The 26,389-nt window shown below is 69.8% G+C and carries 23 protein-coding genes; 4 read left to right on the forward strand and 19 right to left on the reverse strand.

What is annotated here, in order from left to right:
* Nucleotides 1-21: 21 nt before the first annotated feature.
* The gene (locus RM812_RS28865; RefSeq protein WP_311578706.1) at nucleotides 22-621 is read left to right on the forward strand and encodes a Uma2 family endonuclease; all 600 of its coding nucleotides are present in this window, start codon (nucleotides 22-24) and stop codon (nucleotides 619-621) included.
* A gap of 77 nt (nucleotides 622-698) precedes the next feature.
* On the opposite strand, the gene nuoN is transcribed toward RM812_RS28865, so the two are convergent.
* Genes nuoN through RM812_RS28935 form a run of 14 tightly spaced genes read right to left on the reverse strand, consistent with a single transcriptional unit; the run spans nucleotide 699 to nucleotide 16,819 of the window.
* Nucleotides 699-2,351: an NADH-quinone oxidoreductase subunit NuoN gene (gene nuoN, locus RM812_RS28870; RefSeq protein WP_311578529.1), complete on the reverse strand. Its 1,653-nt coding sequence runs from the start codon at nucleotides 2,349-2,351 to the stop codon at nucleotides 699-701.
* Nucleotides 2,348-3,919 carry an NADH-quinone oxidoreductase subunit M gene (locus RM812_RS28875; RefSeq protein ID WP_311578532.1) on the reverse strand — a complete coding sequence of 524 codons (1,572 nt, stop codon included), beginning with the start codon at nucleotides 3,917-3,919 and terminating at the stop codon, nucleotides 2,348-2,350. Before RM812_RS28875 ends, nuoN begins: the two co-directional genes overlap by 4 nt.
* A 5-nt stretch (nucleotides 3,920-3,924) precedes the next feature.
* Complete coding sequence (gene nuoL, locus RM812_RS28880; RefSeq protein WP_311578535.1) at nucleotides 3,925-5,889, reverse strand: NADH-quinone oxidoreductase subunit L; 1,965 nt, start codon at nucleotides 5,887-5,889, stop codon at nucleotides 3,925-3,927.
* A 14-nt stretch (nucleotides 5,890-5,903) separates the two neighbouring features.
* On the reverse strand, nucleotides 5,904-6,203 hold the full coding sequence (gene nuoK / locus RM812_RS28885) for an NADH-quinone oxidoreductase subunit NuoK (protein ID WP_003974374.1): 300 nt from the start codon (nucleotides 6,201-6,203) through the stop codon (nucleotides 5,904-5,906).
* A complete protein-coding gene (locus tag RM812_RS28890) occupies nucleotides 6,200-7,042 on the reverse strand; it encodes an NADH-quinone oxidoreductase subunit J (RefSeq protein ID WP_311578551.1) in 843 nt (280 codons plus the stop codon). The genes nuoK and RM812_RS28890 overlap by 4 nt, the downstream gene beginning before the upstream one ends.
* On the reverse strand, nucleotides 7,039-7,680 hold the full coding sequence (nuoI, locus tag RM812_RS28895; protein ID WP_311578553.1) for an NADH-quinone oxidoreductase subunit NuoI: 642 nt from the start codon (nucleotides 7,678-7,680) through the stop codon (nucleotides 7,039-7,041). The genes RM812_RS28890 and nuoI overlap by 4 nt, the downstream gene beginning before the upstream one ends.
* Nucleotides 7,673-9,049, reverse strand: coding sequence for an NADH-quinone oxidoreductase subunit NuoH (nuoH, locus tag RM812_RS28900; protein WP_311578556.1), 1,377 nt, complete (start codon nucleotides 9,047-9,049; stop codon nucleotides 7,673-7,675). The genes nuoI and nuoH overlap by 8 nt, the downstream gene beginning before the upstream one ends.
* Complete coding sequence (locus RM812_RS28905; RefSeq protein ID WP_311578559.1) at nucleotides 9,046-11,574, reverse strand: NADH-quinone oxidoreductase subunit G; 2,529 nt, start codon at nucleotides 11,572-11,574, stop codon at nucleotides 9,046-9,048. The genes nuoH and RM812_RS28905 overlap by 4 nt, the downstream gene beginning before the upstream one ends.
* Nucleotides 11,571-12,920, reverse strand: coding sequence for an NADH-quinone oxidoreductase subunit NuoF (nuoF, locus tag RM812_RS28910; RefSeq protein WP_311578563.1), 1,350 nt, complete (start codon nucleotides 12,918-12,920; stop codon nucleotides 11,571-11,573). The genes RM812_RS28905 and nuoF overlap by 4 nt, the downstream gene beginning before the upstream one ends.
* Entirely contained in the window at nucleotides 12,917-13,789 is an 873-nt protein-coding gene (gene nuoE, locus RM812_RS28915) for an NADH-quinone oxidoreductase subunit NuoE (protein WP_311578566.1), read from the reverse strand. The genes nuoF and nuoE overlap by 4 nt, the downstream gene beginning before the upstream one ends.
* A complete protein-coding gene (locus RM812_RS28920) occupies nucleotides 13,786-15,120 on the reverse strand; it encodes an NADH-quinone oxidoreductase subunit D (protein ID WP_311578568.1) in 1,335 nt (444 codons plus the stop codon). The genes nuoE and RM812_RS28920 overlap by 4 nt, the downstream gene beginning before the upstream one ends.
* Nucleotides 15,117-15,896 (reverse strand): NADH-quinone oxidoreductase subunit C, encoded by a 780-nt coding sequence (locus RM812_RS28925; protein WP_311578571.1) that lies wholly within the window; start codon nucleotides 15,894-15,896, stop codon nucleotides 15,117-15,119. The genes RM812_RS28920 and RM812_RS28925 overlap by 4 nt, the downstream gene beginning before the upstream one ends.
* Nucleotides 15,893-16,447 carry a NuoB/complex I 20 kDa subunit family protein gene (locus RM812_RS28930; RefSeq protein ID WP_018528252.1) on the reverse strand — a complete coding sequence of 185 codons (555 nt, stop codon included), beginning with the start codon at nucleotides 16,445-16,447 and terminating at the stop codon, nucleotides 15,893-15,895. The genes RM812_RS28925 and RM812_RS28930 overlap by 4 nt, the downstream gene beginning before the upstream one ends.
* A 12-nt stretch (nucleotides 16,448-16,459) precedes the next feature.
* On the reverse strand, nucleotides 16,460-16,819 hold the full coding sequence (locus tag RM812_RS28935) for an NADH-quinone oxidoreductase subunit A (RefSeq protein WP_003974383.1): 360 nt from the start codon (nucleotides 16,817-16,819) through the stop codon (nucleotides 16,460-16,462).
* Nucleotides 16,820-17,583: 764 nt separating this feature from the next.
* Here RM812_RS28935 and RM812_RS28940 point away from each other — a divergent pair.
* Both RM812_RS28940 and def read left to right on the forward strand, forming a co-directional pair.
* Nucleotides 17,584-18,426 (forward strand): C40 family peptidase, encoded by an 843-nt coding sequence (locus RM812_RS28940; RefSeq protein ID WP_311578588.1) that lies wholly within the window; start codon nucleotides 17,584-17,586, stop codon nucleotides 18,424-18,426.
* A 460-nt stretch (nucleotides 18,427-18,886) separates the two neighbouring features.
* Nucleotides 18,887-19,510, forward strand: coding sequence for a peptide deformylase (def, locus tag RM812_RS28945; RefSeq protein WP_311578591.1), 624 nt, complete (start codon nucleotides 18,887-18,889; stop codon nucleotides 19,508-19,510).
* A gap of 16 nt (nucleotides 19,511-19,526) precedes the next feature.
* Here def and RM812_RS28950 read toward each other — a convergent pair whose 3' ends face one another.
* Nucleotides 19,527-20,810 carry a geranylgeranyl reductase family protein gene (locus RM812_RS28950; RefSeq protein WP_311578594.1) on the reverse strand — a complete coding sequence of 428 codons (1,284 nt, stop codon included), beginning with the start codon at nucleotides 20,808-20,810 and terminating at the stop codon, nucleotides 19,527-19,529.
* A 97-nt stretch (nucleotides 20,811-20,907) separates the two neighbouring features.
* Here RM812_RS28950 and RM812_RS28955 point away from each other — a divergent pair, with 97 nt between their 5' ends.
* Nucleotides 20,908-21,414, forward strand: coding sequence for a GNAT family N-acetyltransferase (locus RM812_RS28955; RefSeq protein ID WP_311578597.1), 507 nt, complete (start codon nucleotides 20,908-20,910; stop codon nucleotides 21,412-21,414).
* A gap of 323 nt (nucleotides 21,415-21,737) precedes the next feature.
* Here RM812_RS28955 and RM812_RS28960 read toward each other — a convergent pair whose 3' ends face one another.
* From RM812_RS28960 to RM812_RS28975, 4 genes are read right to left on the reverse strand one after another with little or no spacing between them, the layout of a single operon-like run.
* The gene (locus RM812_RS28960; RefSeq protein WP_311578603.1) at nucleotides 21,738-22,433 is read right to left on the reverse strand and encodes a demethylmenaquinone methyltransferase; all 696 of its coding nucleotides are present in this window, start codon (nucleotides 22,431-22,433) and stop codon (nucleotides 21,738-21,740) included.
* A 43-nt stretch (nucleotides 22,434-22,476) separates the two neighbouring features.
* Nucleotides 22,477-23,562, reverse strand: a complete 1,086-nt coding sequence (locus tag RM812_RS28965; RefSeq protein WP_311578607.1) for an acyltransferase family protein — start codon at nucleotides 23,560-23,562, stop codon at nucleotides 22,477-22,479.
* On the reverse strand, nucleotides 23,562-25,862 hold the full coding sequence (locus tag RM812_RS28970; protein WP_311578610.1) for a bifunctional polysaccharide deacetylase/glycosyltransferase family 2 protein: 2,301 nt from the start codon (nucleotides 25,860-25,862) through the stop codon (nucleotides 23,562-23,564). Before RM812_RS28970 ends, RM812_RS28965 begins: the two co-directional genes overlap by 1 nt.
* On the reverse strand, nucleotides 25,859-26,314 hold the full coding sequence (locus RM812_RS28975; RefSeq protein WP_311578613.1) for a hypothetical protein: 456 nt from the start codon (nucleotides 26,312-26,314) through the stop codon (nucleotides 25,859-25,861). Before RM812_RS28975 ends, RM812_RS28970 begins: the two co-directional genes overlap by 4 nt.
* Between the last annotated feature and the right edge of the window lie 75 nt (nucleotides 26,315-26,389).

Raw genomic sequence — 26,389 nt, forward strand, 5'->3', positions numbered from 1 at the left:
CTCCGTCCCATGGGAGCACTGATGAGCGTCGCACCGAAGGCGTCCACCCCCACCTGGCCCATCCCGCCGGAGGGCGGCTGGACCGCAGACGACCTGGACCGGCTTCCGAATCTGCCTCCGCATACGGAACTGATCGACGGGAGCCTGGTCTTCGTTAGTCCGCAGACCGCCTTTCATGAACGAGCTGTCGACTTCTTCAAATGGCAGTTGCAGTCGCTGGTCCCAGCCGAGTTCGAGGTCTTCCGTGAGTTCACGATCGACATCGACGCGCAGAACAGGCCGGAACCGGACGTCGTCGTCGTGCGGGCCGACGCGTGGACGGAGTCGGATCAGACCCGGTTCCCGTCCACGGCCGTGATGCTGGCGGTCGAGGTGGTCTCCACCGATTCCATCTCCCGCGACCGCGAAACGAAGCCTCTGAAGTACGCCAGGGCCAAGATCCCCCACTACTGGCGTATCGAGAACGAGCAGGGGCTTGCGGCAGTGCACGCCTTCGAACTCGAGCCGACCGTAGAGGCCTACACCAGCGTCGGCATCTTCCGCGAGCGAATGAAGGTGAGTGCGCCCTTCCCGATGGACCTGGACCTGACCGCCATCAAGGCGCGCCCCGGCGGCGAGTGACTCGCGCACAACAAGACGGCGGCCCGGCCTTTCACAGGAAAGGTGCCGGGCCGCCGTCTCCCGCGGCGAGCGCCGCGTCAGCGCACGAACACACCCGCCTGTCCCGCCAGGTCCAGGAAGTACTGCGGCGCCACGCCGAGCACCACCGTGACCGCCACGCCCACGCCGATCGCCGTCATCGTCAGTGGTGACGGCACCGCGACGGTCGGGCCCTCCGGCCGCGGCTCGCTGAAGAACATCAGCACGATCACGCGGATGTAGAAGAACGCCGCGATCGCCGACGAGATCACGCCGATCACGACCAGCGGGGCCGCGCCGCCCTCCGCCGCCGCCTTGAACACGGCGAACTTGCCCGAGAACCCGGAGGTCAGCGGGATGCCCGCGAAGGCGAGCAGGAACACCGCGAACACGGCCGCCACCAGCGGCGACCTGCGACCGAGCCCGGCCCACTTCGACAGGTGCGTCGCCTCACCGCCCGCGTCGCGCACCAGCGTGACGACCGCGAAGGCGCCGATCGTGACGAAGGAGTACGCGGCCAGGTAGAAGAGGACGGACGAGATGCCGTCCGGCGTGGTCGCGATGACACCCGCGAGGATGAAGCCCGCGTGCGCGATCGACGAGTACGCCAGCAGCCGCTTGATGTCCGTCTGCGTGATCGCGACGATCGCACCGGCCAGCATGGTGACGATCGCCACGGCCCACATCACCGGCCGCCAGTCCCAGCGCAGGCCCGGCAGGACGACGTAGAGGATGCGGAGCAGGGCACCGAAGGCCGCGACCTTGGTCGCCGCCGCCATGAACCCGGTCACCGGCGTCGGCGCGCCCTGGTAGACGTCCGGCGTCCACATGTGGAACGGCACCGCGCCCACCTTGAACAGCAGGCCCATGACGATCAGCGCGGACCCCACGAGCAGCAGCGCGTCGTTGCCCATGGTGTCGGCGAGTGCCGGGGAGACGTTCTGCACGGTGCCGTCGACGACCTGGGCGATCGTGCCGTACGACATCGAACCCGCGTAGCCGTAGAGCAGGGCGATGCCGAACAGGGTGAAGGCGGAGGCGAACGCGCCGAGCAGGAAGTACTTGACCGCGGCCTCCTGCGACAGCAGCCGCTTGCGGCGGGCCAGCGCGCACAGCAGGTACAGCGGCAGGGAGAAGACCTCCAGCGCCACGAAAAGCGTCAGCAGGTCGTTGGCCGCCGGGAAGACCAGCATGCCGGCGACGGCGAAGAGCAGCAGGGGGAACACCTCTGTGGTGGTGAACCCGGCCTTCACCGCCTTCTGCTCGCTCTCGCTGCCCGGGACGGCCGCGGCCTGCGCGGCGAAGGAGTCGACGCGGTTGCCGTGTGCCGCCGGATCGAGCCGTCGCTCGGCGAAGGTGAACAGGCCGACCAGGCTCGCCAGCAGGATGGTGCCCTGCAGGAACAGGGCCGGTCCGTCGACGGCCACGGCGCCCATCGCCGCGATGCCGGCCTTGGTCGTGCCGTATCCGCCCGCCGCGAGCGCGACGACCGCGGCGAAGGCGGCGATCAGCGCGACGACGGACACGAACAACTGCGCGTAGTAGCGGGACCTGCGCGGCACGAAGGCCTCGATGAGGATTCCGATGATCGCCGCGCCGATAATGATCAGGGTGGGCGACAGCTGCCCGTACTCGATCTTCGGCGCGTCGATCTTCGCGATCGGGTCGGCCGCCGCCGTTGTCCACAGGCTGTGGACGGCTGTTGCGCTCACTTGGCCGCCTCCACCTCAGGCTTGGGGTCCGTCTTGTGTACGTCGGACATGGTCTGCTTCACCGCGGGGTTGACGATGTCCGTGACGGGCTTCGGGTAGACGCCCAGGAAGATCAGTAGCGCCACCAGTGGCGCCACGACCACCAGCTCGCGCACCCGCAGGTCGGGCATCGCGGACACCTCCGGCTTCACCGGGCCCGTCATCGTCCGCTGGTAGAGGACGAGGGTGTAGAGCGCGGCGAGCACGATGCCGAAGGTGGCGATGATGCCGATCACCGGATAGCGCGTGAACGTGCCGACCAGGACGAGGAACTCACTGACGAAGGGCGCGAGGCCCGGCAGCGACAGGGTCGCCAGGCCGCCGATCAGGAAGGTGCCGGCGAGCACCGGGGCGACCTTCTGCACTCCGCCGTAGTCGGCGATGAGCCGCGAACCGCGGCGCGAGATCAGGAAGCCGGCGATCAGCATCAGGACGGCGGTCGAGATGCCGTGGTTGACCATGTAGAGCGTCGCGCCGGACTGGCCCTGGCTGGTCATCGCGAAGATGCCCATGATGATGAAGCCGAAGTGCGAGATCGACGCGTACGCGATCAGCCGCTTGATGTCGCGCTGGCCGACCGCGAGCAGCGCCCCGTAGATGATGCTGATGACCGCGAGGACGAGGATGACGGGCGTCGCCCACTTGCTCGCCTCCGGGAACAGCTGGAGGCAGAAGCGGAGCATCGCGAAGGTGCCGACCTTGTCGACGACCGCCGTGATGAGCACGGCGACCGGGGCGGTCGACTCCTGCATGGCGTTGGGCAGCCAGGTGTGCAGCGGCCACAGCGGCGCCTTCACGGCGAAGGCGAAGAAGAAGCCGAGGAACAGCCAGCGCTCCGTGCTGGTCGCCATGTCCAGCGAACCGTTGGCCCGTGCTTCGGCGATCTCCGTGAGCGAGAAGTTCCCGGCGACCACGTAGAGCCCGATCACCGCGGCCAGCATGATCAGTCCGCCGGCCAGGTTGTAGAGCAGGAACTTCACCGCGGCGTACGACCGCTGTGTCGCCGCCGTCTTCTCGCCGTGCTCGTGGGCCCGGTCGCCGAAGCCGCCGATGAGGAAGTACATCGGGATGAGCATGGCTTCGAAGAAGATGTAGAAGAGGAAGACGTCGGTGGCCTCGAAGGAGATGATCACCATCGCCTCGACGGCCAGGATCAGGGCGAAGAAGCCCTGGGTCGGCCGCCACCGGCTGCTGCCGGTCTCCAGCGGATCGGCGTCGTGCCAGCCCGCCAGGACGATGAACGGGATCAGCAGGGCGGTCAGCGCGATCAGCGCCACCGCGATGCCGTCCACACCCAGTTCGTACCGGACGCCGAACTCTGCGATCCAGGAGTGGGACTCGGTGAGTTGGTAGCGGTCGCCGTCGGGCTCGAAGCGGACCAGGACCACGATCGCCAGTGCGAGGGTGGCCAGCGAGAACAGCAGCGCCAGCCATTTGGCCGCGGTGCGTTTCGCGGCCGGCACGGCGGCCGTGGCGATGGCCCCGACGGCCGGGAGGACCGCCGTGGCTGTCAGCAGGGGAAAGGACATCGGTATCAGACCGCCCTCATCAGCAGGGTCGCGGCGACGAGGACCGCCGCACCGCCGAACATCGAGACCGCGTACGAGCGCGCGAAGCCGTTCTGCAGCCTGCGCATCCGCCCGGACAGGCCGCCGACCGAGGCCGCCGTGCCGTTGACGACCCCGTCGACCAGGGTGTGGTCGACGTAGACCAGGGAGCGCGTGAGGTGCTCGCCGCCGCGGACCAGGACGACATGGTTGAAGTCGTCCTGGAGCAGGTCGCGCCGGGCGGCCCGGGTGAGCAGCGACCCGTGCGGGGCGACGGCCGGGACCGGACGCCGTCCGTACTGCGCCCACGCGATCGCGACGCCGATGACCATGCAGGCCACGGTCGCTCCGGTGACCACCCCGGCGCTGATCGGCGCGTCACCGTGGTCGTGCCCGGTGATGGGCTCGAGCCAGTGCAGGAAGCGGTCGCCGATGCTGAAGAACGCGCCGCCCGCCACCGACCCGACAGCCAGCACGATCATCGGGATCGTCATGACCTTCGGGGACTCGTGCGGGTGCGGTACGGCGTGCTCGCCGCGTTCCTCGGCGGCGGGCTCCACATCGGGCGCCGCCGGGGACGGAGTCGGCCGGTTGCGCCAGCGCTCCTCACCGAAGAACGTCATCAGCATCACGCGCGTCATGTAGTACGCCGTGATGGCCGCGCCCAGCAGGGCCGCGCCGCCGAGGATCCATCCCTCGGTGCCGCCCTTGGCGAACGCCGCCTCGATGATCTTGTCCTTGGAGAAGAAGCCGGACAGGCCGGGGAAGCCGATGATGGCGAGGTAGCCGAGGCCGAAGGTGACGAACGTGATCGGCATGTACTTGCGCAGTCCGCCGTAGCGGCGCATGTCGACCTCGTCGTTCATGCCGTGCATGACCGAACCGGCGCCGAGGAACAGCCCGGCCTTGAAGAAGCCGTGCGTCACCAGGTGCATGATCGCGAAGACGTAGCCGATGGGGCCGAGGCCCGCCGCCAGCACCATGTAGCCGATCTGCGACATGGTCGAGCCGGCCAGTGCCTTCTTGATGTCGTCCTTGGCGCAACCGACGATCGCACCGAACAGCAGCGTGACCGCGCCGACGATCGTGACCACCAGCTGCGCGTCGGGCGCGCCGTTGAAGACGGCTCCCGAGCGGACGATCAGGTACACGCCCGCCGTCACCATGGTCGCGGCGTGGATGAGGGCCGAGACGGGGGTCGGGCCCTCCATCGCGTCCCCGAGCCAGGACTGCAACGGCACCTGGGCGGACTTGCCGCAGGCAGCGAGCAGCAGCATCAGGGCGATCGCGGTGAGCTTGCCCTCGTCGGCCGAGCCCGCGAGTCCGGCCTCCCCGTGGCCGCCGAGCACCGGCCCGAAGGCGAAGGTGCCGAACCACAGGAACATCAGCATGATCGCGATCGACAGGCCCATGTCGCCGACGCGGTTGACCAGGAAGGCCTTCTTGGCCGCCGTGGCCGCGCTGGGCTTGTGCTGCCAGAAGCCGATCAGCAGGTAGGAGGCGAGACCGACGCCCTCCCAGCCGACGTACAGCAGCAGGTAGTTGTCGGCGAGGACGAGCAGCAGCATCGCCGCGAGGAACAGGTTCAGGTAGCCGAAGAAGCGGCGGCGCCGCTCGTCGTGCTCCATGTACCCGATCGAGTACAGGTGGATGAGCGAGCCGACGCCGGTGATCAGCAGGACGAACGTCATCGACAACTGGTCGAGCCGGAAGGCGACGTCGGCCTGGAACCCCTCCACCGGGATCCAGCTGAACAGGTGCTGCGTCAGGGTGCGGTCCTCGGCGCCGCTGCCGAGCAGGTCGGCGAAGAGGACGACGCCGATCACGAAGGACGCGGCGGCCAGCAGCGTGCCGATCCAGTGGCCGACGGCGTCCAGTCGGCGGCCGCCGCACAGCAGGACCACCGCTCCGAGCAGAGGCGCCGCCACCAGCAGCGCAATCAGATTCTCCACGATTCAGCGACCCCTCACAGCTTCATCAGGCTGGCGTCGTCGACCGAGGCCGAGTGGCGGGAACGGAACAGGGACACGATGATCGCGAGCCCGACCACGACCTCCGCGGCGGCGACGACCATCGTGAAGAAGGCGATGATCTGGCCGTCGAGGTTGCCGTGCATCCGGGAGAAGGCGACGAACGCGAGGTTGCAGGCGTTGAGCATGAGCTCGATGCACATGAAGACCACGATCGCGTTGCGCCGGATGAGCACGCCGGTGGCGCCGATCGTGAACAACAGGGCTGCGAGATAGAGGTAGTTGACGGGGTTCACTTCGACGCCTCCTCGGACCGCTTGAAGTGCGCCGGCTCGACCGCCTTGCGCTCCAGGCGCTCCTCGGCCCGCTGCTCCAGGGCCTTGAGATCGTTGAGCGCCTCCATCGACACGTCACGGATCTGGCCCCGCTCGCGCAGCGTCTTGCTGACGGTGAGCTCGGACGGAGTGCCGTCGGGCAGCAGGCCCGCGATGTCGACCGCGTTGTGCCGGGCGTACACGCCGGGTGCGGGCAGCGGCGGCAGGTGCGTGCCCTCGCGGACGCGCCGCTCGGCCAGTTCGCGCTGGGTCGCGGCCCGTTCGGTGCGCTCTCGGTGGGTGAGCACCATGGCACCGACGGCGGCCGTGATCAGCAGGGCGCCGGTGATCTCGAAGGCGAAGACGTACTTGGTGAAGATGAGGGACGCGATGCCCTCCACGTTGCCGTTCGCGTTCGCCTGGGCGAGGCCGGTGAACTCCGTGACGGACGCGTTGCCGATGCCGGCGATCAGCAGGATGCCGAAGCCGAGCCCGGACAGCAGGGCCAGCCAGCGCTGGCCCTTGATGGTCTCCTTCAGGGAGTCCGCCGCGGTGACACCGACGAGCATCACCACGAACAGGAACAGCATCATGATGGCGCCGGTGTAGACGACGATCTGCACGATGCCGAGGAAGTAGGCACCGTTGGCGAGGTAGAACACCGCCAGGACGATCATGGTCCCGGCGAGGCAGAGCGCGCTGTGCACGGCCTTCTTCATGAAGACGGTGCACAGGGCGCCGATCACCGCGACGGTGCCGAGGATCCAGAACTGCACGGCCTCTCCGGTGGACGTGGAGTAGGCGGCGAGCTGTGCGCTCATCGGCGGATCACCTCCTCCGAGGCCGGTTCCTGCGCACCGAAGGTCGAGGCGGCCTCCTGGACCACCTCTCCCTTGGAGTGGGCGACCTGCTGGACCGTGCCGGGGGCGGCCTCGGTCACCAGGCCCCGGTAGTAGTCCTGCTCGTCCGTGCCCGGATAGATGGCGTGGGGCGAGTCGACCATGCCCTCCTCCAGGCCGGCCAGCAGCTGCTCCTTGGTGAAGATGAGGTTGGCGCGACTGGAGTCGGCCAGCTCGAACTCGTTGGTCATCGTCAGCGCGCGTGTGGGGCACGCCTCGATGCACAGGCCGCACAGGATGCAGCGGGCGTAGTTGATCTGGTAGACGCGGCCGTACCGCTCACCCGGCGAGTAGCGTTCCTCGTCGGTGTTGTCGGCGCCCTCCACGTAGATCGCGTCGGCGGGACACGCCCAGGCGCACAGCTCGCAGCCGACGCACTTCTCCAGGCCGTCCGGATGGCGGTTGAGCTGGTGCCGTCCGTGGAAACGCGGAGCGGTGGTCTTCCGCTGCTCCGGGTACTGCTCGGTCAGCCGCTTCTTAAACATGGCCTTGAAGGTCACGCCGAAGCCGGCCACGGGGTTCAGGAAACCGGGGTCGGTCTCCTTCGGTTCCTCAGCCATCGGACGCCTCCTTTCCATCCGTAGATCCGCCCAGAGATCCGTCACTCTGAGTATCGGGCCCACCACTGACAATCAGCTCCGGCTCCCGGCGCGGACGGCGTCGCGGCACCGGCGGCAACTCCTGTCCGGGCAGCGGCGGTACGGGGAAGCCGCCGGCCATCGGGTCGAAGGCTGCCGGTTCCTCGACCGGGGCCTCGGCCTGCTTGCCCTTGTCGCGGTACATGTCCACGACGAAGGACAGCACCAGCAGGGCCAGGACCGCGCCACCGATGTAGAGGGCGATGTCGGTGAACTCGTAGTCCTCGTTCCGCAGGGCCCGCACGGTCGCGACCAGCATCAGCCAGACCAGGGAGGCCGGGATGAGGACCTTCCAGCCGAGCTTCATCAGTTGGTCGTAGCGGACGCGCGGGAGCGTGCCGCGCAGCCAGATGAAGAAGAACAGCAGCAACTGGACCTTGACCACGAACCAGAGCAGCGGCCACCAGCCGTGGTTGGCGCCCTCCCAGAAGGTGCTGACCGGCCACGGTGCCCGCCATCCGCCGAGGAAGAGGGTGGTGGCGACCGCCGAGACGGTCACCATGTTCACGTACTCGGCGAGCATGAACATCGCGAACTTGATCGACGAGTACTCGGTGTTGAAGCCGCCGACCAGGTCGCCCTCGGACTCCGGCATGTCGAAGGGGGCGCGGTTGGTCTCGCCGACCATCGTCACGATGTAGAGGATGAAGGAGACCGGCAGCAGCACGATGTACCAGCGGTCGGTCTGCTGCGCGACGATCTCCGACGTCGACATGGAGCCCGAGTAGAGGAACACCGAGGCGAACGCGGCGCCCATCGCGATCTCGTAGGAGATCATCTGCGCACAGGACCGCAGGCCGCCGAGGAGCGGATACGTCGATCCGGAACTCCAGCCGGCGAGCACGATGCCGTAGATGCCGACCGAGGCGACCGCCAGGATGAACAGCATGGCGATCGGCAGGTCGGTGAGCTGCATGGCGGTGCGCTCACCGAAGATCGAGACTTCGTTGCCGGCGGGCCCGAAGGGGATCACCGCGATCGCCATGAAGGCCGGGATGGCCGCGACGATCGGCGCGAGGACGTACACCGCCTTGTCGGCGCGCTTGACGACGACGTCTTCCTTGAGCATCAGTTTGATGCCGTCGGCGAGCGACTGGAGCATGCCCCAGGGGCCGTGCCGGTTCGGTCCGATGCGCAGCTGCATCCAGGCGACGACCTTGCGCTCCCACACGATGGAGAACAGCACGGTCACCATGAGAAACGCGAAGCAGAAGACCGCCTTGACGACGACCAGCCACCAGGGGTCGGTGCCGAACATCGAGAGGTCTTCAGCAGCGAGGGTCGGGCTCATGCCTCCACCTCCTTGGGGGCCACGCCCGCGGACGTCGCCGGGCCGATGCGGACGAGGGATCCGGGCAGCACCCCGGCGTCGGAGGCGACGCCGGCGCCGGCCGAGTTCAGCGGCAGCCAGACCACCCGGTCCGGCATCTCGGTGACCCGCAGCGGGAGCGCGACGGCGCCGGCGGGGCCGGTCACGGCCAGAAGGTCGCCGTCCTTGACGCCCGCCTCGGCGGCCGTGGCGGCCGACACGCGCGCGTGTGCGGCGTGCCGGGTACCGGCGAGTGCCTCGTCGCCCTGCTGGAGCACACCCTGGTCGAGCAGCAGCCGGTGTCCGGCCAGCACGGCCTCCCCGGCGGCCGGTCGCGGCAGCGCGCTCGCGGTGTGCAGCGGCTCACCGGCCCGCGGCCCGCCCCAGGGACCGAGCCGGTCGATCTCCGCGCGTGTCGTGCGCAGATCCGGCAGGCCCAGGTGTACGTCCATGGCGTCGGCGAGCATCTGGAGGACCCGCGCGTCGGTGGGCGCCAGGCGGCGGGTCATCTGGTCGGGCTTGAGCGCGGCCTCGAAGAAGCGCACCCGCCCCTCCCAGTTGAGGAAGGTTCCGGCCTTCTCGGCGACCGCGGCGACGGGCAGGACGACGTCGGCGAGTTCGGTGACCTCGCTGGGCCGCAGCTCCAGCGACACCACGAAACCGGCCTCGGCGAGTGCCGCACGCGCGCGTGCCGGATCGGGCAGGTCGGCGACCTCCACGCCCGCCACCAGCAGCGCCTGGAGCTCGCCCCGGGCCGCCGCCTCGACGATCTCGCCGGTGTCGCGGCCGTAGCGGTGCGGCAGGGCGGCCAGGCCCCAGACCGCGGCGACCTCCTCACGCGCGCGCGGGTCGGTCGCCGGGCGCCCTCCCGGCAGCAGCGACGGCAGCGCGCCCGCCTCGATCGCGCCGCGCTCCCCGGCCCGGCGCGGGATCCACACCAGTCGGGCGCCGGTCGCGGAGGCGGTCCGTACGGCGGAGGTGAGGCCACCGGCCACGGACGCCAGCCGTTCACCCACGACGATCACGGCGCCCTCGGCGCGCAGCGCCTCGGCGGCCCGGGCCCCGTCACCCTCCAGGCCGATGCCGCTCGCCAGCGCGTCCAGCCACTCGGTCTCGGTGCCGGGAGCGGCGGGCAGCAGGGTGCCGCCGGCCTTCTCCAGGCCCCGTGTGGCGTGCGTGGCCAGCGAGAAGACCTTCTGTCCGTGCTTGCGCCAGGCCTTGCGCAGCCGCAGGAAGACACCGGGCGCCTCCTCCTCGGCCTCGAACCCGACCAGCAGGACGGCGGGCGCCTCCTCCAGCGCCGTGTACGTGATCCCCGTACCGTCGAGGTCACGGCCGCGTCCGGCGATCCGGGAGGCGAGGAAGTCCGCCTCCTCCGAGCTGTGCACGCGCGCGCGGAAGTCGATGTCGTTGGTGTCGAGCGCCACGCGCGCGAACTTGCTGTACGCGTAGGCGTCCTCGACGGTGAGCCGGCCGCCGGTCAGCACGCCGGTCCGGCCCCGCGAGGCGAGCAGTCCCTGGGCGGCGATCTGCAGGGCCTCCGGCCAGGAGGCCGGCTCCAGGTCGCCCTCGGCGTTGCGCACCAGCGGGGTCTCCAGCCGGTCCCGCTGCTGCGCGTACCGGAACGCGAAGCGCCCCTTGTCGCAGATCCACTCCTCGTTGACCTCGGGCTCGTTGGCCGCGAGCCGCCGCATGACCTTGCCGCGCCGGTGGTCGGTGCGGGTCGCGCAGCCGCCGGAGCAGTGCTCGCAGACGGACGGCGAGGAGATCAGGTCGAAGGGACGGGAACGGAACCGGTACGCCGCCGAGGTGAGCGCGCCGACCGGGCAGATCTGGATGGTGTTGCCGGAGAAGTACGACTCGAAGGGGTCGCCCTCGCCGGTGCCGACCTGCTGGAGCGCGCCCCGCTCGATCAGCTCGATCATCGGGTCGCCCGCCACCTGGTTGGAGAACCGGGTGCAGCGGGCGCACAGCACGCACCGCTCGCGGTCGAGCAGCACCTGCGTGGAGATCGGCACGGGCTTCTCGTAGGTCCGCTTCTTGCCCTCGAAGCGGGAATCGGCCTGGCCGTGCGACATGGCCTGGTTCTGCAACGGGCACTCGCCGCCCTTGTCGCAGACCGGGCAGTCCAGCGGGTGGTTGATGAGCAGGAGCTCCATCACACCGTGCTGGGCCTTCTCGGCGACCGGCGAGGTGAGGTGGGTCTTCACCACCATTCCGTCCGTGCAGGTGATGGTGCAGGACGCCATGGGCTTGCGCTGGCCCTCGACCTCGACGATGCACTGGCGGCAGGCGCCGGCCGGGTCGAGGAGAGGGTGGTCGCAGAACCGGGGGATCTCGATGCCGAGCTGTTCGGCGGCCCGGATGACCAGGGTGCCCTTGGGCACGCTGATCTCGGCGCCGTCGATCGTCAGCGACACGAGGTCCTCCGGCGGGACCGCCGCCTCTCCCCCGCCCGCGGGGCGTTGGCCCGCGGCGGAGCCGCTCACAGACTGCTGTACGGTCATGCGTTCACCTCCGTGCGGTCGGCCCAGGCCGTCGACTTGGCCGGGTCGAAGGGGCAGCCGCGGCCCGTGATGTGCTGCTCGTACTCCTCGCGGAAGTACTTGAGCGAGGAGAAGATCGGCGAGGCGGCACCGTCGCCGAGGGCACAGAAGGACTTGCCGTTGATGTTGTCGGCGATGTCGTTCAGCTTGTCGAGATCGCTCATCGAGCCCTTGCCGGCCTCGATGTCACGCAGCAACTGAACGAGCCAGTACGTGCCTTCGCGGCACGGTGTGCACTTGCCGCAGGACTCGTGCGCGTAGAACTCGGTCCAGCGGGTGACGGCCCGCACGACGCAGGTCGTCTCGTCGAAGCACTGGAGTGCCTTGGTGCCGAGCATGGAACCGGCGGCGCCCACTCCTTCGTAGTCGAGGGGGACGTCGAGGTGCTCGTCGGTGAACATCGGCGTCGAGGAGCCGCCCGGTGTCCAGAACTTCAGCCGGTGACCGGGGCGCATGCCGCCGCTCATGTCGAGGAGCTGGCGCAGCGTGATGCCGAGCGGGGCCTCGTACTGGCCGGGGCCCGCGACGTGGCCGCTGAGCGAGTAGAGCGTGAAGCCCGGGGACTTCTCGCTGCCCATCGACCTGAACCAGTCCTTGCCCTTGTTCAGGATCGCGGGAACCGATGCGATCGACTCGACGTTATTCACCACAGTCGGGCACGCGTAGAGGCCCGCGACGGCAGGGAAGGGGGGACGGAGCCGCGGTTGACCCCGGCGGCCTTCGAGCGAGTCGAGCAGTGCGGTCTCCTCACCGCAGATGTACGCGCCCGCGCCCGCGTGCACGGTGAGTTCGAGGTCGAGTCCGCTGCCCAGGATGTTCTCGCCGAGGAAGCCGGCCGCGTAGGCCTCGCGCACGGCCTCGTGCAGCCGCCGCAGCACTGGGACGACTTCACCACGCAGATAGATGAAGGCATGCGAAGACCTGATGGCGTAACACGCGATGACGATGCCCTCGATGAGGCTGTGCGGGTTCGCGAAGAGGAGCGGGATGTCCTTGCAGGTCCCCGGCTCCGACTCGTCGGCGTTGACAACTAGATAGTGAGGCTTGCCATCCCCCTGGGGAATGAACTGCCACTTCATCCCGGTGGGGAACCCCGCGCCGCCGCGTCCGCGCAGACCGGATTCCTTGACGTACGCGATCAGGTCGTCCGGCGACATCGCCAGCGCCTTGCGGAGCCCCTCGTAGCCCTCGTGCCTCCGGTACACGTCCAGCGTCCAGGACTCGTCCTCGTCCCAGAAGGCCGACAGCACGGGTGCGAGCAGCTTCTCCGGGCTGGTGTCCTTGATCTCGGCTGCCAAGGTCATCACTCCCCCTCCTCGGCGGTAGGCCCTGCCGGGTGGGCTGGGTCGGAGGCCGATGTGTCCTGCGGCGCGTCGTGCGAGCTGAGGTGTTCCGTCGGGGACGGGTCGTGCACGGCCCGGTCCTGCGGTGCGTCGTGCGGCCCGCCGTCCCGCGGGTGGACCACGCGCGCGGCGGACGCCTCGCCCTTGGCCAGCTTCAGGCCGGCCAGGGAAGCGGGACCCGCGCTGCCGCCGGCCGCGACGGCGCCGTCCCGCTCGTCGGGGAAGCCCGCCAGGATGCGGGCGGTCTCCTTGAAGGTGCACAACGGCGCACCGCGCGTGGGCGTCACCGGCCGTCCCGCGCGCAGGTCGTCGACGAGGCGCCTGACGCTCGCCGGGGTCTGGTTGTCGAAGAACTCCCAGTTGACCATCACGACCGGCGCGAAGTCGCAGGCCGCGTTGCACTCGATGTGCTCCAGGGTGACCTTGCCGTCCTCGGTCGTCTCGCCGTTGCCGACGCCCAGGTGCTCCTGGAGGGACTCGAAGATCGCGTCGCCGCCCATGACCGCGCACAGCGTGTTGGTGCAGACCCCGACCTGGTAGTCACCGCTCGGCCCGCGCCGATACATGGTGTAGAAGGTCGCGACCGCGGTGACCTCGGCCGTGGTCAGGCCCAGCATGTCCGCGCAGAACCGCATCCCGGTGCGCGTGACGTGGCCCTCCTGCGACTGCACGAGGTGCAGCAGCGGCAGGAGGGCGGACCGGGAGTCCGGGTAGCGGGCGATGACCTCGCGCGCGTCGGACTCCAGCCGGGCCCGGACGTCGTCCGGGTAGGCGGGCGCGGGCAGTTCCGGCATGCCCAGGCTGACGCCCCGCTCCGAAGAAGAGGTGGTCACCGGTCGACGCCTCCCATCACGGGATCGATGGACGCCACCGCGACGATGACGTCGGCGACCTGGCCGCCCTCGCACATCGCCGCCATGGCCTGCAGGTTGGTGAAGGACGGGTCGCGGAAGTGGACCCGGAAGGGGCGGGTGCCGCCGTCGGAGACGACGTGCACCCCGAGCTCGCCCTTGGGTGACTCGACCGCCGTGTACGCCTGTCCCGGCGGCACGCGGAAGCCCTCGGTGACCAGCTTGAAGTGGTGGATCAGGGCCTCCATGGAGGTGCCCATGATCTTCTTGATGTGGTCGAGGGAGTTGCCCAGTCCGTCCGGTCCGAGCGCGAGCTGGGCGGGCCAGGCGATCTTCTTGTCGGCGACCATGACCGGACCGGGCTGCAGCCGGTCCAGACACTGCTCGACGATCCGCAGCGACTGGCGCATCTCCTCCAGCCGGATCAGGAAGCGGCCGTAGGAGTCGCAGGTGTCGGCGGTCGGGATGTCGAAGTCGTACGTCTCGTAGCCGCAGTACGGCTGGGTCTTGCGCAGGTCGTGCGGCAGGCCGGTGGACCTGAGGACGGGGCCGGTGGCGCCGAGGGCCATGCAGCCGGCCAGGTCGAGGTAGCCGACGTCCTGCATGCGGGCCTTGAAGATGGGGTTCCCGGTGGCGAGCTTGTCGTACTCCGGGAGGTTCTTCTTCATCTTCTTCACGAACGCGCGGATCTGGTCGACCGCACCGGGTGGCAGGTCCTGGGCGAGTCCGCCCGGGCGGATGTACGCGTGGTTCATCCTGAGGCCGGTGATCAGCTCGTAGATGTCGAGGATCAGTTCACGATCACGGAAGCCGTAGATCATGATCGTGGTGGCACCGAGTTCCATGCCGCCGGTGGCGATGCACACCAGGTGGGAGGAGAGCCGGTTCAGCTCCATCAGGAGCACGCGGATGATGGAGGCCCGGTCCGGGATCTGGTCCTCGATGCCGAGGAGCTTCTCGACGCCCAGGCAGTACGCCGTCTCGTTGAAGAACGGCGTCAGGTAGTCCATGCGCGTCACGAACGTCGTGCCCTGCGTCCAGTTCCGGTACTCGAGGTTCTTCTCGATGCCGGTGTGCAGGTAGCCGATGCCGCAGCGGGCCTCGGTGACCGTCTCGCCGTCGATCTCCAGGATGAGACGGAGCACGCCGTGGGTGGACGGGTGCTGGGGGCCCATGTTGACGACGATGCGCTCGTCGTCGGAGCGGGCCGCCGACTGCACGACCTCGTCCCAGTCGCCGCCGGTGACCGTGTAGACGGTGCCCTCGGTGGTCTCGCGCGCCGAAGCCGCGGACGCTGACTGTGTGCTGCTCACGAGTACGACCTCCGCTGGTCCGGAGCCGGGATCTGGGCGCCCTTGTACTCGACGGGGATGCCGCCGAGGGGGTAGTCCTTGCGCTGCGGAAAGCCCTGCCAGTCGTCCGGCATCATGATCCGCGTGAGGGCCGGGTGACCGTCGAAGACGATGCCGAAGAAGTCGTACGTCTCGCGCTCGTGCCAGTCGTTCGTCGGGTAGACGGAGACCAGCGACGGGATGTGCGGGTCGCTGTCGGGGGCGCTGACTTCCAGGCGGAGCAGCCGGTTGTGGGTGATCGAGCGCAGGTGGTAGACGGCGTGCAGCTCGCGGCCCTTGTCGTTCGGGTAGTGGACTCCGCTGACCCCGGTGCACAGTTCGAAGCGCAGGGCCGGGTCGTCGCGCAGGGTGCGGGCGACGCGGACCAGGTGCTCGCGCTCGATGTGGAAGGTCAGCTCGTCGCGGTCGACGACCGTCTTCTCGATGGCGTTGTCCGGCAGGAGCCCCTGCTCCTCCAGGGCGCCCTCGAGCTCGTCGGCGAGCTCGTCGAAATCTCCGTATCCGTCTGCGCCGCGCGGGCCGCCGTAGGGCCTGCTCGCCGGCCCGGGGAGTCGGACGGAGCGGACCAGGCCGCCGTAGCCGGAGGTGTCGCCGCCGTTGTTGGCGCCGAACATCCCGCGCTGGACGCGGATCTCCTCACCGCCCTGGCCGCGCTGGCCCGGGAGGTTCTCCGCGGACAGGTCCTTCTCGGGGTTCACCCCGTTCGCGTCACCCGTGGTGTTGTCGGCGTCACTCACCGCAGCAGCCCCTTCATCTCGATGGTGGGCAGGGCCTTGAGCGCCGCTTCCTCCGCCTCGCGGGCCGCTTCCTCGGCGTTCACACCGAGCTTGGAGCTCTGGATCTTCTGGTGGAGCTTGAGGATGGCGTCCATCAGCATCTCGGGCCGGGGCGGGCAGCCGGGGAGATAGATGTCGACCGGGACGATGTGGTCGACGCCCTGGACGATCGCGTAGTTGTTGAACATGCCGCCCGAGGAGGCGCAGACCCCCATGGAGATCACCCACTTCGGGTTCGGCATCTGGTCGTAGACCTGCCGCAGCACCGGCGCCATCTTCTGGCTGACCCGGCCGGCCACGATCATCAGGTCCGCCTGCCGCGGTGAACCGCGGAAGACCTCCATGCCGAAGCGCGCCAGGTCGTAGCGGCCGGCGCCGGTGGTCATCATCTCGATGGCACAGCAGGCGAGGCCGAACGTGGCGGGGAAGACGGACGACTTGCGCACCCAGCCCGCGGCCTGCTCGACGGTGGTCAGCAGGAAGCCGCTCGGCAGTTTTTCTTCGAGTCCCATGTCAAAGGCCCCTCAGTCCCATTCCAGGCCGCCGCGCCGCCATACGTACGCGTACGCGACGAAGACGGTGAGCACGAAGAGCAGCATCTCCACGAGCCCGAAAATCCCCAGGGCGTCGAAGGTGACGGCCCAGGGGTAGAGGAAGACGATCTCGATATCGAAGATGATGAAGAGCATCGCCGTCAGGTAGTACTTGATGGGGAAGCGCCCGCCACCGGCCGGCGTGGGGGTCGGCTCGATGCCGCACTCGTAGGCCTCGAGCTTCGCCCGGTTGTACCGCTTCGGACCGATCAGCGTGGCCATGACCACGGAGAAGATCGCAAAGCCTGCCCCGAGGGCTCCCAGTACGAGGATGGGCGCATACGCGTTCACCGCTCCTCGCTCCTCTCAGTCGGCACTGACTGCTGGCGGTTGCATCGGACTCACCACCGCCCCAGCAGCACCACGAGCCCCGCTTGTCCCGGCGAAGATCGCGAACATGTGAAGCAGGTCACAAGCCCAACTGCTCCGCATCTTATGCCTGCGACTCTGTGATCTGCGACACGGGGTATTGCACAAGCTTTGTGATCTCCACCACCTGACGAAGGATCATGAAGTCGGATGAGCGGTGATCTTCACACAAGAAGCGTTCAGCTGATCACCAGAGGTGACATTTTTGTTCATCGCCGCTGGCCAGAGAGGGCTCGCAACGAGCGTCTCCATATCAAGATGCTTCCCTTGCATGCAAATTGGTGCTGGACGGGATCCCTTGGTAGTGGAGTCCGTTCACACGTCGGGGGGAGGCGGGGGTGCGATGTGAACACGTGCGCGCGTTCACGAGCGTCGCGGACACCGGCCGGGCCGGCCTCCGCGCGGGGGACGCGTCCGCCGGAGTAACCGTTCCGTGACCTGCGCCACATTCATGAGAGGCGCCTGAGAACCGGGCTTGGCCAACCGTGCCAACCAGTGGTAAGCGCGGGGCAATTCGGGCGTAACGATCAAAGACCGTGATCACAGGCCGGTTACGACCCGCCCGCAATGTCCGTTAGGGCGTCAATAAGGGGCGACACGCCCGGGATTCGGTGGCCGATTGAACAACTGTGGCGCAGGACACGTTTCTTGAAGGTATGGAGGAGCTACTGATACCGGTTGTCCCTATGTCCCACACCGCTCACATACGCAGCCACCGGAAGCCCCGCCGCAGCGCGTCGACCATCGCGATGCGGGCCGGAGTCGCCGGTGGCGTCCTCAGCACCCTGGCAGTGGCCGGGGCGTCGGGTTCGGCCAACGCGGCCGAGCCGGTGACGCAGACCCTCGAACTGCCCACCCTGACGGCCGACCTCGCCGCTCAGGTGGCCCAGTCCGCGGACGTCACTCAGCAGGCGGCCGCGAGCTACGAGCTGCAGGCCGAGCGCGACGCCGCCGCCGCCCAGGCAGCCAAGCAGGCCAAGGCCGACCTCGCCGAGGCCAAGAAGAAGGCCGCGGAGGCCAAGGAGAAGGCCCAGGAGGCCGCGCGCAAGGACGCCGCCGAGCGCGCCGCGCGCAGCGCCGAGCGCGCCACCCTGAGCGCCTCGGTGGACACCGGCTCCTCCGACAGCTCCTCCGGCGGCACGGGCGGCAGCGTCAGCAGCACGTCCACGGCCACCGGTTCGGCCGCCGCGGTCGTCTCCTTCGTGCAGGCCCAGATCGGCGACGCCTACGTCTCCGGCGGCACCGGTCCCAACTCCTGGGACTGCTCCGGTCTGGTGCAGGCCGCCTTCAAGCAGGTCAACATCGACCTGCCGCGCGTCTCCCAGGCCCAGTCGACCGCCGGCACCCAGGTCTCGCTGAGCAACCTCCAGCCGGGCGACATCCTGTACTGGGGCGGCGCGGGCAGCGCCTACCACGTGGGCGTCTACGTGGGCGACGGCATGTTCGTCGGCGCGCAGAACTCGTCCACCGGCGTCGTCATGAAGCCGCTGTCGTACGACCCGCCGAGCGGCGCGGTGCGCGTGCTGTAGAGCTCGGGCACATCCGCACGAAGGGCCACAGCCGCTCGGGGGCTGCGGCCCTTCGCGCTCTCGCGAGCCTTGGAGGTCTCGCAGGCTTCAAGATCTCGCCGGCCTTCGAGGTCCGCCGACCCTTCCCGCTCTCGCGGGCCTTCGGGGTCCCGCAGGCTTCGAGGCCCGCCGACTCTTCCCGCTCTCGCGGACCTTGGGGGTTCCGCAGGCCTTCGGGGTCTCCAGGCCTTCCCGCGCGCTCGCGGGCTTCGGCGTGCCACGGCGCTTCGGCGAACCACGGCGCTTCGCCCTCTCGCGGGCCTTGGAGTCCCGCAGGCCTTCGAAGCCCCCGAGCATTAACGCTCTCGCGGTCACACACTCCCGCGGCCCTTCGCGTTCTCGCGGCGCTCCGGGGTCTCCTGGCATGCTCGGCGCGGGTCGGCTCCCGCCGGCCCGTCCACGAGCCGAAGGAGAGAACGTCATGCCGAGTGTGTTCGTGCAGGGGCGGCCCACCGCCTCGTATCCGCCGCTCGCGCCGGAGGCCCGGCGCGGGGCGGTGCGTCGGATCACCGAGGTCGGTGAAGAGGTGCTGCACAAGCCGTGCCGGGACGTCACCGAGTTCGGACCCGACCTCGCCGCGCTCATCGACGACATGTTCCGCACGATGTACGTCGCGGAGGGAGCCGGGCTGGCGGCGAATCAGGTGGGGGTCGATCTGCGCCTGTTCGTGTACGACTGCCCCGACGACGACGGCGTCCGACATGTCGGACACTTGGTCAATCCGGTACTGGAGCCCCTCGACCCGGCCGCGCGGCGGCTGCTCGACGAGGGCGAGGGGTGCCTGTCGGTGCCGGGCGCCGTGATGGCCGTACCGCGGCCCGACCGGGCCGTCGTGCGGGGCCTGGACAAGGACGGCAATCCGCTCCTCGTCGAGGGCACCGGCTACTTCGCGCGCTGCCTCGCCCACGAGACCGACCACGTGAACGGGCAGGTCTACCTGGACCGGCTCTCCGGCCGGGAACGGAAGGCGGCGCTGCGGCAGTCGGCGGACCGGCGGGACGAGGTCCTCGCGCGCCGGGCCGCCAACGCCGCGGCCTTCGACTGATCAGGCCTTCGACTGATCAGGCCTTCGGCGCGACCTTGCTCAGTCCGTTGATGATGCGGTCCATCGCGTCGCCGCCCGTCGGATCCGTCAGGTTGGCGAGCATCTTCAGGGTGAACTTCATCAGGATCGGGTGGGTGAGGCCGCGCTGGGTCGCGATCTGCATGACCTTCGGGTTGCCGATGAGCTTCACGAAGGCGCGTCCCAGCGAGTAGTAGCCGCCGTAGGTGTCCTTCAGGACGCGCGGGTAGCGCTGGAGGGCGATCTCACGCTGGGCCGGCGTGGCCCGCGCGTGTGCCTGGACGATGACGTCGGCGGCGATCTGGCCGGACTCCATGGCGTAGGCGATGCCCTCGCCGTTGAAGGGGTTCACCAGGCCGCCGGCGTCACCGACCAGGAGCAGGCCCTTGGTGTAGTGGGGCTGGCGGTTGAAGGCCATGGGGAGGGCGGCACCGCGGATCGGGCCGGTCATGTTGTCCGGGGTGTAGCCCCAGTCCTCCGGCATGGACGCGCACCAGGCCTTGAGGACCTCGCGCCAGTCGAGCTCCTTGAAGGAGGCGGAGGTGTTCAGCACGCCCAGGCCGACGTTCGACGTGCCGTCGCCCATGCCGAAGATCCAGCCGTAGCCCGGCAGGAGGCGGTCCTGGGGGCCGCGGCGGTCCCACAGTTCCAGCCAGGACTCCAGGTAGTCGTCGTCGTGGCGGGGCGAGGTGAAGTACGTACGGACCGCGACGCCCATCGGACGGTCCTCGCGGCGGTGCAGGCCCATCGCCAGGGACAGGCGCGTGGAGTTGCCGTCGGCGGCCACGACCAGCGGGGCGTGGAAGGTCGTCTCCCGCTTCTCCTCCCCCACCTTGGCGTGCACGCCGGTGATGCGGCCCGTGCGGTCGTCCACGATCGGGGCGCCGACGTTGCAGCGCTCGTACAGCCGGGCGCCGGCCTTCTGGGCCTGCCGGGCGAGCTGCTCGTCGAAGTCGTCGCGCTTGCGGACGAGTCCGTAGTCCGGGAAGGAGGCCAGATCCGGCCAGTCCAGCTGGAGCCGGGAGCCGCCGCCGATGATGCGCAGGCCCTTGTTGCGCAGCCAGCCGGCCTCCTCGGAGATGTCGATGCCCATCGCCACGAGCTGCTTGGTCGCGCGCGGGGTGAGTCCGTCGCCGCAGACCTTCTCCCGCGGGAACGCGGTCTTCTCCAGCAGGAGGACGTCGAGTCCGGCCTTGGCCAGGTAGTACGCGGTGGTGGAGCCGGCTGGCCCCGCGCCCACGACGATCACATCGGCGGTGTTGTCGGAGAGGGGCTCGGTCACGGCGGGATCTCCCCAGAGTTCGAAATGTGCGTGCCGAGGGCACTGGACACGGGCAGTCTATTCAGCGTCACCGATCACCCGGCTGAAGGGCTGCCCAGTGAACCGAGCTCTGCCTGTAGTAAGGCTGCGCGTCCCCACCGACGAGGACGCCGTCGCCTGGCACCGGATCTTCGACGACCCGGACGTCATGGAGTTCCACGGTGGAAGGTCCGCGGAGCTGTCCGTCTACGAGGAGCTCACCGCCCGCCAGCGCCGGCACGACGCCGAGCACGGCTTCTGCCTGTGGACCATGGTGGACGAGGACGGCCGCGTCATGGGCTTCACCGGCGCCCAGCCGTGGCCGCAGGACTGGGGGCCCAGGGGCGAGATCGAGATCGGCTGGCGCCTCGGGCGGGCGTACTGGGGCAAGGGGTACGTCACGGCGGCGGCCCGGCAGACGCTGGAACGGGTGCGCGCGGCGGGCGTCGCGGAGGTGGTGGCGATGGTCAACGCCCGCAACACACGGTCCATAGCGGTCACGGAGCGGCTGGGCATGCGGCTCGCCGAGGTCTTCACCACCCCGACGTCCCGGCAGGAGGGGCACTGCTACCGGCTCGCGCTGTGACAGGGAGCAACCGCCCGTCGCGGTAAGCCACGCGACGCTTCCGGACGGTGCACGGCGGAGCTGGTCCGCCGGGTACCGCCGGGGGTGACGTCCGTGCGCCTGACGCCCGAGAAGACCGACGTGCACAGGCCGCGCCCGGTCGGCCTGATGGCCGTGGGCGCGCGGGCGCGCGGGCGCGTGGACGCGCGGGCGCGTGGACGCGCGGGCGCGTGGACGCGCGGGCGCGTGGGCCCGCGGGCCGCAGCCCGGACACGGGAGCTCATCCCGCACGCGCCGGACCGGCCCGACGCCCACGGCCCGACGCCCACCTCGGCGTCCCGTGCTCAGCTCTCCTTGAAGCCCCGGTGCAGCGCCACCACGCCACCCGTCAGGTTCCGGTACGCCACCCTCGACCAGCCGGCCTTGCGCAGCCGCTCCGCGAGTGCCGGCTGGTCGGGCCAGGCGCGGATGGACTCGGCGAGGTAGACGTAGGCGTCGGGGTTGGACGACACCGCGCGGGCCACCGGCGGCAGGGCGCGCATCAGGTACTCGGTGTACACGGTCCGGAACGGCGCCCAGGTCGGATGCGAGAACTCGCAGATGACGACCCGGCCGCCGGGCCGCGTCACGCGGTACATCTCGCGCAGCGCCGCGTCCGTGTCCTGCACGTTGCGCAGCCCGAAGGAGACGGTGACCGCGTCGAAGACGTCGTCCTTGAACGGCAGCCGCGTCGCGTCACCCGCGGTGAACGGCAGCCAGGCGTGCCGCTCCTTGCCGACCTGGAGCATGCCGAGGGAGAAGTCGCAGGGGACGACGTAGGCGCCGGTGCGGGCGAAGGGCAGGGAGGAGGTCGCCGTGCCGGCCGCGAGGTCCAGGACCTTCTGCGCGGGCCGGGCGTCGACGGCCCGGGCCACCGCCTTGCGCCACGCCCGGTCCTGGCCGAGCGACAGCACGGCGTTCGTCAGGTCGTACCGTTCCGCGACGTCGTCGAACATCGAGGCGACTTCGTGCGGCTGCTTGTTCAGGGAAGCGCGGGTCACGGGCCCATTGTTGCAGCCGGTGCCCCCGCCGCCGCGGACGGCCTCACGGCAGGAGCCTCGGCCTCTTCCGCGCGGCGACGTCCTCCACCCATCCGAAGAGGACGACGAACACGGCGACGAGGCAACAGCCGAGGCCCAGCAGGAACCACTGGCTCTCCAGCGGCAGGTACGCCTCGAACGCGGGCACCTCCCAGAACCGGTCGGTCAGCGGTACGGCCAGGACGAGGGCGAGCTCGTGCCAGAGGTAGATCGTCACCGCGCGGGCGTTGCACACGGTCACGAGCCGGTCCAGCCGCCGGAACCGGGCGAGCCCCGCGAAGTCGACGCCGAACCGCCCCTTGGAGTACATCAGCAGCGTCACGAAGCCCGCCGACCAGAATGCCTGCGCGAGCGGGATGTCGTCGAGGTCGTAGGTGCCGTACTCGCCCTGGTGCCCGAGGGCGTACCAGGCGCCGTACGCCAGCGCGGCGAGCGCGGGCGGGGCGACGGCGACCGGTTTCAGCCGTGCCAGCGCTCCCTCGCGGTGGGCGAAGCCCAGGATCCAGCAGAAGAGGTAGGTCGCGAGGTCGGTGAGCGCGCTGCCGAGACGGTTCCCCGGCGGCTGCCAGACGTACTGGAGGACGACGGCCGGGGCGAGCGACAGCACCAGCACCAGGACCGGTGCGAGCCGGAAGACCCGCAGCAGCAGCGGGGAGAGCAGCACGAACCACAGGTACGTCCGCAGGTACCAGAGGATCTCCCAGGCCTGCTCGCCCCAGGCGTTTCCGGGCGGGTCGCCGAGCGGCACGACCCAGTAGACGATCTGCCACCCGGGCATCCAGCCGTGCACCAGCATCGCGACCACCACGAAGACGCCCCAGCACCAGAACGGCGGCAGGAGGCGGCGCAGCCGGCTCCGGATCACCGTCGCCGCGGGCCGCTGGAGCGACTTGGCCATCAGCGTGCCCGCCAGGCCGAACATGATGCCCATGGAAGGGAAGACCAGCCCGGCCCACGGCCAGCCGAAGGCGTGGTACGCGACGACCCGGACGAGGGCGAGGGCGCGCAGGGTGTCGAAGTAGCGGTCCCGCCCCGGCGCCGCGCCCACGGCGGGAACGCGGCGCACCGCTCCCTTGCTGTGCGCCCCCATCACCCGGTCCCCGCCGGCGTCCCCACCTCACCCGTCCGCTTCAGCTTCTGCCAGCGCAGTCGGCCGCCGGTGAGGGCGGTGACGCAGGAGTGGATGAGGACCAGGTACATCATCTGCCGGTACGCCAGCTGCTGGAGCGGCAGCATCAGCAGGTACCGGTACTTCTCCCGGTCGAGCCGGAAGGCGTAGGCCGCGCACACAAGCTGGACGCCGAGCACCGCCAGCCATGCGAGCAGCGCCGCCCGGAAGTCGATGAAGATCATCGAGTAGGCGGTGAACACGTCGATGAGCGGGGCGAAGACCGGCGTGACCACCTGGAAGAGCACGACCAGCGGCATGCCGACCCGTCCGAAGCGGCCCGAGGGCCCCTTGTCCGTCAGGGAGCCGCGGTGCTTCCACAGTGCCTGCATGGTGCCGTAGGACCAGCGGTAGCGCTGCGACCAGAGTTGCTTGAGCGAGCCCGGCGCCTCCGTCCAGGCCCGGGCGTGCTCCTGGTAGACGACCCGCCATCCGGCCCGGTGCAGGGCGATGGTGATGTCGGTGTCCTCGGCGAGCGTGTCCTCGCTCATGCCGCCGACCTGCAGCACGGCCTCCCTCCGGAAGGCGCCGATCGCACCGGGGATCGTCGGCATGCAGCGCAGCAGGTCGTACATGCGCCGGTCGAGGTTGAAGCCCATCACGTACTCGATGTGCTGCCAGGCACCGATGAGGGTGCGCCGGTTGCCGACCTTGGCGTTGCCCGCGACCGCGCCGACGCCGGGGTCGGCGAAGGGCTGCACCAGGTGCCGTACGGTGTCCGGCTCGAAGACGGTGTCGCCGTCCATCATCACGACGATGTCGCAGCGGGCGTGCCGGACGCCGTTGTTGAGGGCGGCGGGCTTGCCCGCGTTGGCCTGCCGGACGACGCGGACGCCCGGGAGACCGAGCGACTCCGCGATGTCGGCCGTACCGTCCGTCGAGCCGTCGTCCACGACGATGACCTCGATCGGATGGGTGCTCCGCGCCAGCGACCGGAGGGTGGCTTCGATGCACTCCTTCTCGTTGTACGCCGGGACGACCACGCTCACCGGCCCGGTGACGGGCGGCCCCCAGCTGAAACGGCGTCTGTTGCGCTGTCGGTGGTGGCGGCGGGCGAGGACCAGCATCATCGCGAACCGGCCCATGACCGCCACGCCCACCACCATGAGTCCGACCGACAGCGCCGGGACCGTCCACTCGGCGACGGCGACGGCCGCGATGAGCGCCTTGCCCTCGTAGAGGGTCGTGCCGGTGGCCTGGTGATGGGCTGCCTGGAGGTGGTCTCCGGTGCCGGCGTCGACGGGCTGCTGCCCGAGCGCCGCCTGCCCCTGCGTCGCCTGCGCCTGCGTCGCCTGCCCTTGTGTCGTCCGGCCCTGCGCGTCCTGTTCGGCCATGACGCCGCTGATGGTGGTGAAGGTGTAGCCCTCCGCCTTCATCTTCTCGATGTACTTCGGCAGCGCCTCGATCGTCTGCGCCCGCTCGCCGCCCGCGTCGTGGAAGAGGACGGAGGCACCCTCGTCCTCCTCCGGCGTCGCCCACTTGACGATGTTCGCGACGCCGGGCCGCTTCCAGTCGTCGCTGTCGGTGTCGATGAAGACGCTCGTGTAGCCGTCCTCACCGAGCTTCTCGTAGACGGGCCAGCTGTAGTTGTCGATGGCGTCCGTCTGCGAGGAGTACGGCGCCCGGAACAGCGTGGTGGTGATGCCGGCCGCGCCCGCGAGGGCGAGCTGGGTCTGCTCGATCTCACGGGTGACGCGGGAGCCGCTCTGGTAGGAGAGGTCGACGTGGGTGAACGTGTGGATGCCCACCTCGTTGCCCTGCTCGACCATGTCCTCCACGATCCCCGGGTAGCGCGAGACCATCGAGCCGACCAGGAAGAACGTGCCGGGCACGTCGTACTTCTCGAGGATCTCCAACACCTGCGGCGTCCAGGTGGGGTTCGGGCCGTCGTCGAAGGTCAGGGCGATCGTCTTGTCCGGGACGGAGACCGTGGTGGCCTGTCCGCCGCGGAAGGTGAGGATGGGCCCGCCGTCGAGGATCTCGTCCGGTACGTCGCTCGCGCTCGCGCCGGTGCGTACGCGCTGGTCGCCGCCGACCTCCGCGCGCAGGTAGCCGTCGAGGAGCATCACACAGGTCAGCGCCAGCAGGAGCAGCAGGGCGAGGAGGACCCGCGGCCGCTGCAGCGCGGCGGCCCGGCCGGCGGCCCGCTCGATACGGGAGGGGGCACGGCGACGGCCTCGTACGGGCGGTGAGGGAGAAGAGGGGGGTGTGGGCGTGGTCATGGGGTGCGGGCGTCCGGTCGGTCGGTGGCGGTGGCAGCGCCGCTGGAAGCGGCGGTGCTGGGAGCGGCGGTGCTGGAGGGGGTGGTGGCGGGCCGGCCCGGCCTGCCCGTGCCGGTGGGTGGAGCGCCCGTGGGAGCGAGGCCGCCCCGGGGACGTGCGCCCCCGCCGGGCCCCGGGCCGTCCTGTCCGCCTCCGCCGTCGCCGAAGGGCAGCAGCGAGGAAGGACCGACCGAGGTGCCGATCCCCATGAACGCCAGGCCCAGGACGGCCGCGTAGCCGACGCAGACGGCCCCGACGAGGAGACCCAGCCGACGCAGCAGCCTGGCCCGGCGTCCGGAGTTGTCGACGAACACGGGCCCTCCCCCGGACCCGTTGCCGCGTTTGCGACGACGACCGTGCGCGGGCTTCTCGCCCACGGCGGCGCGGCTCTCGAAGGCAGGCTCGGAATGCATTCCCCGGACGTTAGGGAGCGTTGCCTGTCGCGAACTCGGACCGCGTTGTGAGCTCCCGATGAAAAGCGACGCAGC

Source organism: Streptomyces lancefieldiae (assembly GCF_031845825.1).
Classification (GTDB): Bacteria; Actinomycetota; Actinomycetes; order Streptomycetales; family Streptomycetaceae; genus Streptomyces; species Streptomyces lancefieldiae.